The sequence below is a fragment of the Flavobacterium sp. UBA7682 genome (assembly GCF_002482945.1).
Classification (GTDB): Bacteria; Bacteroidota; Bacteroidia; order Flavobacteriales; family Flavobacteriaceae; genus Flavobacterium.
Map to the genome: position 1 here is coordinate 262,680 of NZ_DLGY01000026.1, position 12,300 is coordinate 274,979.

9 protein-coding genes are annotated in these 12,300 nt (G+C 35.1%); 7 read left to right on the top strand and 2 right to left on the bottom strand.

The window, feature by feature from the left end; genetic code table 11:
- The first annotated feature begins 1 nt into the window (after nucleotide 1).
- The 4 genes from mnmG (at nucleotide 2) to B3C16_RS07540 (ending at nucleotide 5,984) form a co-directional block, all read left to right on the top strand.
- Nucleotides 2–1,873 (top strand): tRNA uridine-5-carboxymethylaminomethyl(34) synthesis enzyme MnmG, encoded by a 1,872-nt coding sequence (gene mnmG, locus B3C16_RS07525; protein WP_291130443.1) that lies wholly within the window; start codon nucleotides 2–4, stop codon nucleotides 1,871–1,873.
- A gap of 54 nt (nucleotides 1,874–1,927) precedes the next feature.
- Nucleotides 1,928–2,773, top strand: coding sequence for a class I SAM-dependent methyltransferase (locus B3C16_RS07530; protein ID WP_291130446.1), 846 nt, complete (start codon nucleotides 1,928–1,930; stop codon nucleotides 2,771–2,773).
- A 254-nt stretch (nucleotides 2,774–3,027) separates the two neighbouring features.
- Entirely contained in the window at nucleotides 3,028–3,603 is a 576-nt protein-coding gene (locus tag B3C16_RS07535; RefSeq protein WP_291130447.1) for an OmpH family outer membrane protein, read from the top strand.
- 107 nt (nucleotides 3,604–3,710) lie between these two features.
- Complete coding sequence (locus B3C16_RS07540; protein WP_291130450.1) at nucleotides 3,711–5,984, top strand: helix-turn-helix domain-containing protein; 2,274 nt, start codon at nucleotides 3,711–3,713, stop codon at nucleotides 5,982–5,984.
- Here B3C16_RS07540 and B3C16_RS07545 read toward each other — a convergent pair.
- Together B3C16_RS07545 and B3C16_RS07550 are read right to left on the bottom strand one after the other, a co-directional pair.
- Entirely contained in the window at nucleotides 5,976–6,359 is a 384-nt protein-coding gene (locus B3C16_RS07545; protein WP_121312170.1) for a DoxX family protein, read from the bottom strand. The genes B3C16_RS07540 and B3C16_RS07545 overlap by 9 nt on opposite strands.
- A gap of 4 nt (nucleotides 6,360–6,363) precedes the next feature.
- Nucleotides 6,364–7,512, bottom strand: coding sequence for an ATP-binding protein (locus B3C16_RS07550; RefSeq protein ID WP_121312169.1), 1,149 nt, complete (start codon nucleotides 7,510–7,512; stop codon nucleotides 6,364–6,366).
- A gap of 232 nt (nucleotides 7,513–7,744) precedes the next feature.
- On the opposite strand from B3C16_RS07550, the gene B3C16_RS07555 reads away from it, so the two are divergent.
- From B3C16_RS07555 to B3C16_RS07565, 3 genes are all read left to right on the top strand, one after another.
- Entirely contained in the window at nucleotides 7,745–8,932 is a 1,188-nt protein-coding gene (locus B3C16_RS07555) for a phosphoglycerate kinase (protein WP_121312168.1), read from the top strand.
- Nucleotides 8,933–9,019: 87 nt separating this feature from the next.
- Nucleotides 9,020–11,287: a LysM peptidoglycan-binding domain-containing protein gene (locus B3C16_RS07560; RefSeq protein WP_291130456.1), complete on the top strand. Its 2,268-nt coding sequence runs from the start codon at nucleotides 9,020–9,022 to the stop codon at nucleotides 11,285–11,287.
- A 38-nt stretch (nucleotides 11,288–11,325) separates the two neighbouring features.
- Complete coding sequence (locus B3C16_RS07565; RefSeq protein ID WP_291130459.1) at nucleotides 11,326–12,297, top strand: DUF4837 family protein; 972 nt, start codon at nucleotides 11,326–11,328, stop codon at nucleotides 12,295–12,297.
- The last annotated feature ends 3 nt before the right edge of the window (nucleotides 12,298–12,300 follow it).

Below are 12,300 nucleotides of genomic sequence, written 5' to 3' on the forward strand. Positions count from 1 at the left end.
AATGTTTTTAGAAAAATACGATACCATAGTAGTGGGTGCAGGACACGCAGGTTGTGAAGCAGCCGCAGCATCGGCCAATTTGGGCTGTAAAACTTTATTGGTAACGATGAGTTTGCAAAATATTGCGCAAATGTCATGTAATCCTGCGATGGGCGGTATCGCCAAAGGACAGATTGTTCGTGAGATTGATGCTTTAGGCGGTTATTCAGGAATCATTTCGGACAAGACGGCTGTGCAGTTTAAGATGTTGAACAAGTCAAAAGGCCCTGCCATGTGGTCGCCAAGAGTGCAAAGTGACAGAATGCGTTTCGCAGAAGAATGGCGATTAATGTTGGAACGAACTGCAAACCTCGATTTCTACCAAGAAATGGTCAAAGGACTTTTAATCAAGAATAATAAAATTGAAGGCATTGTTACTTCTTTAGGAATTGAAATCAAGGCCAAAACCGTTGTCTTAACTAACGGAACTTTCTTAAATGGATTGATTCATATTGGCGATAAACAATTTGGTGGAGGAAGAGCTGGCGAAAGTGCCGCTTATGGAATTACCGAGGACTTAATTAAAGTTGGTTTCGAATCAGGCAGAATGAAAACAGGAACACCGCCAAGAGTTGACGGACGTTCTTTAGATTATTCTAAAATGCGTGAGGAACCCGGTGATTTAATACCGGATAAGTTTTCTTATTCTGATGAAACGAAGCCATTGACACACCAAAAATTGTGTCACATGACTTATACTTCAAATGAAGTGCATAATATTTTGCGCGAAGGTTTTGATCGTTCACCAATGTTTAATGGAAGAATCAAAAGTATCGGACCAAGATACTGTCCATCAATTGAAGATAAAATTAACCGTTTTGCAGACAAAGAAAGACACCAACTTTTCGTTGAGCCTGAAGGCTGGAATACCGTTGAAGTTTATGTAAATGGGTTTTCGACTTCCTTACCGGAAGATATTCAATTCAAAGCTTTACGTTCCGTTGAAGGATTCGAAAAGGTTAAGTTTTTCCGTCCGGGTTACGCCATCGAATACGATTATTTTCCGCCGACACAGTTGAAACATACCTTAGAAACGAAGCTCGTCGAAGGTTTGTATTTTGCCGGACAAATTAATGGAACAACTGGATACGAAGAAGCTGCTTCTCAAGGAATGATGGCTGGTATGAATGCCGCTTTAAAAGTGAAAGAAATGGAACCTATGATTCTTCGTCGTGATGAAGCTTATATTGGTGTTCTAATAGATGATTTGATTACCAAAGGAACCGAAGAACCTTATCGCATGTTTACCTCACGAGCAGAATACAGAACTCTTTTACGGCAAGACAATGCGGATTTTAGATTAACACCAAAATCTTTTGAGATTGGTTTAGCCTCTGAAAAGCGAATGAGAAGAATGGAGCATAAATTCAACGAAAGTGAAAAAATGGTCAATTTCTTCAAAGAAACGAGTGTTACACAAGAAGAAGCCAATCCGATTTTAGTCGAAAAAGAAAGCGCTCCAATGAATCAATCGGATAAAATGTTTAAAGTGTTTTCTCGTCCGCAAATTGAATTGGAAGATATTTTAAAATTTGATAAAGTTCAAAAGTACATTCAAGAAAATCATTTGGATAAAGAGATAATTGAGCAAGCAGAGATTCATGTGAAATATTCAGGTTATATCGAAAAAGAAAGAAACAATGCCGAAAAGCTTATCCGTTTAGAAGATATAAAAATCCCTGAGAATTTCGATTACAACAAAATCAAATCAATGTCGATTGAAGCTAAGCAAAAGCTAAGCAAAATTCGTCCGGTGACCATTTCGCAAGCTTCCAGAATCAGCGGTGTTTCACCAGCAGATATTTCGGTTTTATTAATTTACATGGGAAGATAGTTGTAACGTTCCACGTGAAACTAACTTTGCCAAGCCTTACCAATACAGCCTTATATGAGTTTTCAAAACAATATTTTTTTTCAAAAAGTCAAAGATTATTCGGTTTCCAAAGAAGTTTTCGAATTGCACCACAATCCGGAATATGACCTCTTAATCACTTTTCCAAAGCCAAGTTTAGAAAAACTACCAAGCTATTATGAAAGCGATGACTATATTTCACATACTGACGGAAAGCGTTCTTTGTTTGAAAGAGCTTATCATTTTATCAAAGGAATTGCGCTCAAAAACAAGCTCAAATTAATCAACTCACAATCTTCAAAGGGAAAACTTTTAGACATTGGTGCCGGAACCGGAGATTTTTTAATGGTAGCCAAAAATGACGGTTGGCAAATTACCGGAATCGAACCAAGTGAAAAAGCAAAAGGAATTGCTATTAATAAAGGTGTAAATTTTGCTGAAAGTTTATCTGCTTTAGAAAGCAAATCTTTTGATGTAATTACCATGTGGCACGTTTTAGAACATGTTCCAAATCTGGATGAATATATTGCTGAATTAAAAAGATTAATCAAACCAACTGGAACAATTGTTATTGCGGTTCCTAATTTTAAATCTTTTGATGCGAATTTCTACGGAAGACATTGGGCGGCTTATGATGTGCCAAGACACATTTGGCATTTCTCTAAAACAGCGATTGAAAAATTATTTGCAGAAAAGGAAATGAAATTGGTGGAAGTGTTACCCATGAAATTTGACAGTTATTATGTGAGTTTGCTTTCTGAAAAATACAAATCAGGAAAGATGAATTTCATCAGAGCATTTTTTGTTGGATGGAAGTCAAATTTAAACGGAAAGAAGACAAATGAGTATTCATCGCACATTTACATCATTAAAAACCAATAAAACTTAAATAAACGAGCGCTGTTTAATCAAAACGATTTAAAATTCGTCTTTGGTTGACAGAAATGAAAAATGCGCTTAAAACGCTTTATTTGAAATCAAAAACAATAACGCCTGATTATCATTTCTGTTTAAACAATAACTAAATCTTATGTTGCGAAATTGTAATAGAATCTCAGCTTTCTAGCGTTAGATTATTGCCTTTTATTTTTATACTTTTGAAACCGAAAATTAATTTATCAAATCATAAATAAATAATGAAGAAAACAGTTCTACTTTTTGCATTGGCCATTTCAATAATTTCCTGCAACAAAACTACCGAAACAAAAGAATTCAAAACGGCTTACATCGATACTTCTAAATTAATGGAAGAATCTACGGAAGCAAAAGATATTGAAGTAAAATACAAAGACAAATCCAAAGTAATGGGAAGCCAATTGGAAGTTGAAGTAAATCGTTTCAAATCTGAAGCAGCTAATTTCCAGAAGAACGCTCAGGCAAATGGGCAAGTTTGGGCTCAACAAAAAGGGGCTGAATTACAACAAAGAGAACAAGAATTGAGCTACGCACAACAGGCGATGTTAAGACAATTGCAAGAGGAAAGCGGTGTTGAAATGGATTCTTTAGTTAAGAATTACAGAAAAGTAATCAAGGATTATGGTAAAGAAAAAGGATATGATTATATCTACGGAACAGGCGATGTAGCCTCAGTTTTGTATGCCAAAGACAGTTATGATGTAACTAAAGAAATAATTAAATTGATTAACGACAAATACAAATCTTCAGATAAGAAAGAAGAAAAACCGGAATCCAAAAAAGAAGAAAAGAAATAATTTCATTTCAACTTATAGATAGTAAAGCGCCATAATTTAAAGGCGCTTTTTTTGTTGTATATTGAAATACAATCCTTTAACTTTGTGTCTTATAAAACTTACAAGCCATGAAATCAGTAACAGCCGAAGCAAACTATGTTTTGCAATTCATCAACCAAACTAACCGATCGGTCTTTTTAACCGGAAAAGCCGGAACGGGAAAGACGACATTGCTTAAAGAAATAATTCAAACCACTCATAAAAATACGGTGGTTGTGGCGCCAACAGGAATTGCGGCTTTAAATGCCGGCGGTGTAACGATTCACTCCATGTTTCAATTGCCTTTTGGCGGATTTTTACCCGATAATTCATCACCACAATTTACCGAAAACACCAAATTCGAAAGCCGTTCTACTTTGCGTAGACATTTTAAAATGAGTGGATTAAAAAAAGCAGTTATCCGAAATATGGAATTGCTCATCATTGATGAAGTCAGTATGTTGCGTGCCGATTTGTTGGACGCGATGGATTTTATGATGCAAACTGTTAGAAAAAACAATCGTCCTTTTGGCGGCATTCAAGTTTTATTTATTGGGGATTTGCTACAACTTCCTCCGGTTGTTAGAGATGAAGAATGGCGAACACTTCGGAATTATTATAGAGGAAAATTCTTTTTTCACGCACATGTAATCGAAAGAAATCCGCCTTTGTATATTGAATTGTCTACCATTTTCCGTCAAACAGATGATACTTTTATTTCGGTTTTGAATAATCTTAGAAATAATAAAATCACTAAAGATGATCTTCAAATTTTAAATCAGTTTGTAAAACCTGATTTTGATTTGAAAGCAAACAAAGGTTACATCACTTTAACCACTCATAATGCTAAAGCCGATAACATCAATTCACAATCGCTTATTGATTTGGAAGGAAATTCTAGAACTTATAGTGCCGAAATTATTGGCGACTTTCCGGATAAAATTTACCCATTGGAACAAGAATTGGAACTAAAAATTGGAGCCCAAATTATGTTCATCAAAAACGATTTATCCTTTGATAAAAAATTTTTTAACGGAAAAATGGGCATCATCCAATCTCTTTCCGAAAGAGAAATTCTCGTTCATTTCCCCGATGAAAATACAACCATTGAAGTCGAAAAATATGAATGGGAAAATATTCGATACACGGTAAACGAAAACACTAAAGAAATTGACGAAGAGGTTTTGGGAACGTTTGTCCATTATCCGATAAAATTAGCCTGGGCAATAACGGTTCATAAAAGTCAAGGACTAACTTTTGACAAAGCAGCGCTCGATGTTTCGCAGGTTTTTCTTCCCGGACAAGCCTATGTAGCACTTTCGCGTTTGCGTTCGTTAAACGGCTTAATTTTGCTTTCTCCGTTGCAAATGAATGGCATTTCAAATGACCAAGATGTTATGGATTATTCCTTGAACAAAGCCACTGAAGAAATACTTCAAAATAATTTACAACAAGATACCAAAGCTTTTATTCATCAATACTTGGGTAACAGTTTTGATTGGAATGATTTGGCGCAAGAATGGCGAAATCACCAATTCAGTTATAACGAAGCATCAACTGTTTCAGCCAAATCTAAACACGCTTTTTGGGCCAAAAAACAAGCAGAAGAAATAGAAAAATTAATTGATCCGTCACGAAAATTTATTTCTCAATTGAATAAATTATTTACAGAAAATATTGATTTTCAGTTTATTAATGACCGAATTCAAGCCGCGTTTAGTTATTTTTTGTTGCCAATGGATAACTTGGTTTATGAAATTCTGTGGAAAATAGAAGAAGTGCAACGACTCAAAAAAGCAAAAGCTTATTACGAAGAGTTATTGGTTTTGGAAGAACTCCAAATCAAAGCCGTTTTACGCTTGATGAAAGCCAAATTATTGATAGAAACAGTAGTAAAAGGTGAAACCATTTCAAAAGAAAAATTGTCTTCAGACGAAATTCGGAATTACAGGGTTAACAAATTGGAAACCATAAAACAAGAATTCAAAAATGTCAATGTCACACTAGTGGAAGATGAAGACGATATTGAAAGATATACTAAGGAGAAAAAAACAAAGGAACCAAAAAAATCAACTATTCAGGAAACTTACGAATTGTGGTTGCAAAAGAATTCAATCAAAGAAATTGCTGCTATCAGAAAATTAACGGCTCAAACCATTGGAAGCCATATAGCCAAATTAATTGAAAACCAAACTATTTCAATTTCAGATGTATTGCCGGAAGATAAAATAAAAGCATTAGCCAAGGCTTTTAAAGGTTTTAAAGAAGAATCGTTAAGCGGATTGAAAGAACAATATGGTGACCAATTTACGTGGGATGAATTAAAAATGTTCCAAGCGGCCAAAAGAAGTGGTTTAACTTAACCACCAAACCGCTAAAACCGAAGGCACAAAATAAATAGCAATTGTTCTCGCACCATCATAATCCTTTGCCAATCTTTGGCCTAATAATAAAAATATCAAGGTTATAGAAGAAAAAACAGCCGCATAAAAACCAAATGTTTTGCCGCCATTGACCATTAATTCAACACAACCGACCAGCGCAAAAATCCCTGTAATTAATTCTAAAACCAAGATAATAAACAAGGCAAATGGCACGTTATTTTTTAGAATAGTTTTTTCAAAATGACCTTTAAGCCATTCTACATTGCCTTTCCATTCAAAGACTTTATCATAAGCGGATTGCACAAAAGTAACCGCTAAAAAAAGCAAAACTAAGATAGAAGCTGTATTGTTCATAGGTTTATTTATTATGAATTAATCGGGTAAGTTTTATTGATAAATCGGTTAAAATGATTTTGGCATTTCCATTGCGTTCAATGTGATATATAGCGTCCGAAAGCTCTTTAAAAATATCATTGATATTATTACCGCTTACGAAAGGCGCAAATTTTTCGAGCGTAAAATTCTCGACTTTAGGCTCTAAATATACTAATTTTTCATTTTGATAGTTCAGCAACAAGGCTTGTCTAAACATATCAATACAGAAATTCAAAAATTGCTTTTGACCTTCGCGGCCAATACTCGCAATTTCTTCACTCCAAGCAATCAAATCCTGAATGGCAGCAGCGTTTCCTTTGGCTCTGAAAGCTGCTCTAACCCAATCGACAAACCATTTTTCGAATTGTAAATCTTCATTGTCTTCGCTCAATAAATATAAAGCTTTGTTATAATTGCCTTGGGCTTGATGAGCGATTTTGGCTGCGGTTTTCGAATCTAAATTTTCACGTGAAATCAAAGCATCCACAATAACATTTTCCGGTAAAGCGCCAAAATGCAACACTTGACAACGCGATCGAATCGTTTGAATAATATCTTCTTCGTTTTCGGAAATCAAGATAAAAAGCGTTTTTTCAGGCGGTTCTTCCAGCAATTTTAATAATTTATTGGAAGCCGCAATATTCATTTTGTCCACCATCCAAACAATCATAATTTTATAACCGCCTTCGTAGGATTTTAAGGCCAAAGCTTTCAATATATCCTGAGCATCTTCAACCCGAATTTCGCCCTGCTTGTTTTTAACTCCGAGATGTTTGTACCAATCAAATAAACCTCCATAAGGATTTTGCAAAACAAATTCACGCCAGTCCATAATAAAATCGGCACTTTTAGGTTTTGATTTTACGTCTTCGTTAGTCACATTCGGGTAAACAAAATGCAAATCTGGATGCGAAAGCGATTGAAACTTTAAGTTGCAACTTTCATTTCCGCCATTATTTTCAATACCAATGTTATTACACAAAACAAATTGCGCATAAGCAATCGCCATAGCCAATGTTCCGCTACCTTCGGGACCAACAAACAACTGTGCATGTGGAATCCTTCCCGATAAAGCACTTTTAACGAGATGGTTTTTAAGGTAATCTTGGCCAAGTATTTCTGAAAACTGCATGAGCAAATATAGAGCAAATTTTTGGCTAAAAGAAAAGCATTTGGCAAGCTTTACATTCAAATATTACTCCTTGTCACTCTTGTAAGTTAATGGGTATTGAAACACTATTTGACTGAAAATAAATGGCTTATGGCTTAAATTTTTCTTAAAAATCATCGACAAACGCACAAAAATCTCCGATGAAATTAAATTTTATTATATTTGCAAGGAATCATAACCACTTAAATTTTAGATGAAAACACTTCAAGATTTTAATTTCCAAGCCAAAAAAGCGATTATTAGAGTTGATTTCAATGTGCCTTTAGACGAAAATTTTAATGTTACGGATGCTAACCGAATTGAAGCAGCGAAGCCAACTATAGATGCCATTTTAGCCGATGGAGGAAGTGTAATTTTGATGTCACATTTGGGAAGACCAAAAGGAAAACAAGACCAATATTCATTAAGACATATTGTGGCAAAAACATCAGAAGTTTTAGGCGTTAAGGTTCTTTTTGCGGAAGATTGTAGAGGGGAAATTGCCCAAAGTGCTGCGAAAGATTTAAAACCGGGCGAAGTTTTATTACTAGAAAACCTTCGTTTTTATGCTGAGGAAGAAGCCGGCGATGAGGATTTCGCCAAAGAATTAGCATCCCTAGGTGATATTTATGTGAATGACGCTTTCGGAACAGCACATAGAGCACACGCTTCAACTACAATAATTGCAAAGTTTTTTCCAACAAGTAAATGTTTCGGCATGCTTTTGGCAAAAGAAATTGAAAGTTTGAATCGCGTGTTGAATAATTCAGTAAAACCGGTAACTGCAGTTCTTGGAGGTTCAAAAGTTTCTTCAAAAATTACGGTGATTGAAAATATTTTAGACAAAGTCGACCACATGATTATCGGCGGAGGAATGACTTTTACTTTCGTGAAAGCCTTGGGCGGAAAAATCGGAGATTCGATTTGTGAAGAGGATAAACAAGAATTGGCTTTGGAAATTTTACGTTTGGCCAAAGAGAAAAACGTTCAGATCCATATTCCGGTGGATGTAGTTGCAGCAGATGCTTTTTCAAATGATGCCAACACAAAAATAGTGGACGTTCGAGAAATTCCGGATGGTTGGCAAGGCTTAGACGCCGGACCAAAATCATTGGAAAATTTCAAGCAAGTAATCATGGAGTCAAAAACTATTCTTTGGAACGGACCATTAGGCGTTTTTGAAATGGAAAACTTTGCTAAAGGAACCATTACATTAGGAAATTATATTGCAGAATCAACAGTTAACGGTGCTTTTTCACTCGTTGGTGGAGGAGATTCGGTTGCAGCTGTTAAACAATTCGGCTTAGAAGATAAGATGAGTTATGTGTCAACCGGCGGCGGCGCAATGTTGGAAATGTTAGAAGGAAGAGATTTACCGGGAATTGCTGCAATTTTAAATTAACATTTGCAACACAATAAAAGACAATTAATTACGTTGTTAATTATACAATTAACAATCTGAAACAAATACCACTTATAATATTACAGTATGAATATTAGAAAAATTACAACTTTAGCACTTATTATGGCTTCTTCGGCAATTTTTGCCCAAGATACCATTAAAGTGATTCCGGTTCAGGCCAAGTTGCCCAAAAGAGAATTAACCCAAAGAGAAGTTTTAGATTCCATCAAAGCTTCGTTTATTCACGACAACATTGCCAAATGTATTGACAGTATGTGGATGAAGGAATTGGCAAGTTTGGATTTATATAACGAGTTAACTTTTGACATCAAAAACATCGATGTGGATCAAAAAGTGGACTACGAATTGCCAACCGAACTTTTGAAAGAAAGACTAAAAGCATTAGATGAAAAATCACCTTTCAATATTGAATACAACCAAGGTTTAGAAAACGTAATCAAATCGTTTTTAAAGAACAGAAAGCGTTCTTTTGAAAGACTAATCGGCATTTCTCAGTATTATTTCCCAATGTTTGAAGAGTCGTTAGCAGCACAAAATATTCCACTAGAAATTAAATATTTATCGGTTGTAGAATCAGCTTTGAATCCAAGAGCAGTTTCAAGAGTTGGAGCGACAGGTTTATGGCAGTTCATGTACCAAACCGGAAAACAATACGGATTAAAAGTCGACACTTACGTAGATGAAAGAAGCGATCCTTTAAAAGCCAGTAATGCCGCAACACAATACATGAAAAATATGTATGCTATTTTTGGCGATTGGGATTTGGTTTTGGCGTCTTACAATACAGGTCCTGGAAATGTGGCGAAAGCGATTCGACGTTCAGGAGGAAAACAAAACTACTGGAATATCAGGCCATTTTTACACAAAGAAACCCAAGGATATGTTCCGGCTTTCTTAGCCACAATGTATATTTTCGAATACCATAAAGAACACGGAATCAAACCGGCCAGAGCTGTTGCACATCATTTTGCAACCGATACTGTAATGATTAAAAGAGCAATGACTTTCAAACAAATTGCTGATTTAATGGATGTTTCTGTTGCTGAGTTGCAGTTTTTAAATCCTTCTTACAAAAGAGAAGTAGTTCCGTTTATTTCGGGACAAAAACACTTTTTAAGATTACCGGTTGATAAAATAGCAGTATTTACTTCTAATGAAGATAAGATTTATGCTTATGCTGATTACGAAGCCAATAGAAGAGAAAAACCGTTTGAAAAAACGATGTTGGCTTCTTCAAATTCTGGTTCTTCTGCCAATGTGAAATACCATAAAGTTAGAAGAGGTGAAAGTTTAAGCAAGATTTCAAATAGGTATGGTATTACAATTGCGGAGCTTAAAAAATGGAATCATTTGAGAAGTAGCAAAGCGCCATTGGGCAGAAACTTAAAAATTTATGTAGCTGATTATACTAACAGTGATATCGCTTCGAATGAAAATAAAGCAACAAATGAAGCCGATACAGCTGTTGTAGCTTCAAATAGCAACAAATTATTCAAAGAAGAAAAAGTGGTTGCCTATAAAGACGTGGTGAAATACTACAAGGTTAGAAAAGGTGATAACTTGGGTGAGATTTCAGGCAAATACGGCGTTTCTGTAGCAGAAGTGAAAAAATGGAACAAACTAAAAAGCAATAATATCGCTCTAGGTGCCAATTTAAAAATCATCAAAAATGAAAGAGTGGTTACTACTGTTAGAAAAGAAGTGAAAGCAGAAAAAGCAATCATTGACAACAAAGTTGAAACCGCAGTAGCTTCGAATGATAACAATGGTGATTCTACCGAAGAAATTGGTGATTATTATGAAGTACAAAGAGGAGATAATCTTTTCAGTATTGCCAAAAAATTTAATGTTAGTCTTGAAGATTTGAAAAAATGGAACAATCTTGATGATTTACATGTTCAAACGGGTTCAAAATTAGCTTTAGCCAATAAAGATGAAAACACAGTAACCGAAGCACCAAAAACCGAAACTAAAATTGTGGAACACAAGGTTAGAAAAGGTGAATATCTTGGTACCATTGCCAAAAAATACAATGTTACTCTTACGGAAATCAAAGAGTGGAACGACATGGAAGATAACAATGTGAAGTTGGGTCAAACCTTAATCGTTTCTAAAAAAGAAGTGGCTATTAACGAAGCGAAATCTTCTAAAAAAGAAAGCATTGCTGCAAGTGATAGAAACGCAGTAAAAACGTATTATGTCAAAAAAGGTGATTCCTTATTTAGCATTGCCAAAAAATATCCTGGTGTAAGCATTTCAGACATCAAAAAATGGAACGGAATCAAAAACGAAAGTTTGAAACCGGGCATGAAGTTAAAAATTAACAACGGTTAATCCGAAAATCTTATATAAATTTGGGTTTTATTTCAATTATGAGTAAAACCCTTTTTTTATGGCTTTTTGTCACGTTTATCGTGAGTTCTTGTTCGTTTAAAAAGGACAAGCTGCCGGGCGATTCTACTGCTGCGATAAACACTATTGCCGTAATTATTGACGACCAACTTTGGAATGGTGAAGTAGGTGACAGCATTCGGAATAAATTTGCTTCACCGGTTTTGGGTTTACCACAAGAAGAACCTTTGTTTACCATCAATCAATATCCCGTTAAACTTTTCGAAGGTTTTTCTACAGATGCCAGAAATATTATCATTATAAAAAAAGGCAACGAGACTAAATTTGAAATCAAAGAAAATGAATTTTCATCGCCACAAAATGCCGTCCATATTTCAGGAAAAACGACAGCAGAAATTTTGGACATATTAGAAGAAAACGCACCGAACATCATTCAAAAAATGAGAGCGATTGAGATTGCCCAAAACCAAAAGATTTTCAAAGACTCCTTATTGGATACCAAAAAAATTAAAACCAAATTCAATATCGATTTGCTGATACCTTCGAAATATGAGTATGTCATGCGAAGAAAGAATTTTATTTGGCTCAAAAGCGAAATCACTAGTGGCAATACCAGTGTGATAATATACCAATTACCATGGAATGACATTAACCCTAATAACGCAGTCAATGATATTGTAAAAACCAGAGATTCTATTGGGAGAAAGTACATTCACGGTTCGGCTTATAGAACAAGAATGGTAACTGAAGAAGCTTATTCACCCTATTTTTCCAAAACCATTTTAGCCGGAAGAAATGCCTATGAAACCAAAGGCACTTGGCAAATGAAAAACGACTTCATGTCAGGACCATTTATCAACTACGTTATTTTTGATAAACCAAACAGAAGAATATTGGTGTTGGAAGGTTTTTGTTATGCACCATCAAAAGAAAAAAGAGATTTGATGTTCGAGCTGGAATCAATCATCAAGTCGATTCAATTCAAAAAATAATTG

Bases quoted from the DNA above. Each gene is read 5' to 3' on its own strand.
- mnmG (WP_291130443.1), top strand. From the start codon at position 2: ATGTTTTTAGAAAAATACGATACCATAGTAGTGGGTGCAGGACACGCA.
- B3C16_RS07530 (WP_291130446.1), top strand. From the start codon at position 1,928: ATGAGTTTTCAAAACAATATTTTTTTTCAAAAAGTCAAAGATTATTCG.
- B3C16_RS07535 (WP_291130447.1), top strand. From the start codon at position 3,028: ATGAAGAAAACAGTTCTACTTTTTGCATTGGCCATTTCAATAATTTCC.
- B3C16_RS07540 (WP_291130450.1), top strand. From the start codon at position 3,711: ATGAAATCAGTAACAGCCGAAGCAAACTATGTTTTGCAATTCATCAAC.
- B3C16_RS07545 (WP_121312170.1), bottom strand. From the start codon at position 6,359: ATGAACAATACAGCTTCTATCTTAGTTTTGCTTTTTTTAGCGGTTACT.
- B3C16_RS07550 (WP_121312169.1), bottom strand. From the start codon at position 7,512: ATGCAGTTTTCAGAAATACTTGGCCAAGATTACCTTAAAAACCATCTC.
- B3C16_RS07555 (WP_121312168.1), top strand. From the start codon at position 7,745: ATGAAAACACTTCAAGATTTTAATTTCCAAGCCAAAAAAGCGATTATT.
- B3C16_RS07560 (WP_291130456.1), top strand. From the start codon at position 9,020: ATGAATATTAGAAAAATTACAACTTTAGCACTTATTATGGCTTCTTCG.
- B3C16_RS07565 (WP_291130459.1), top strand. From the start codon at position 11,326: ATGAGTAAAACCCTTTTTTTATGGCTTTTTGTCACGTTTATCGTGAGT.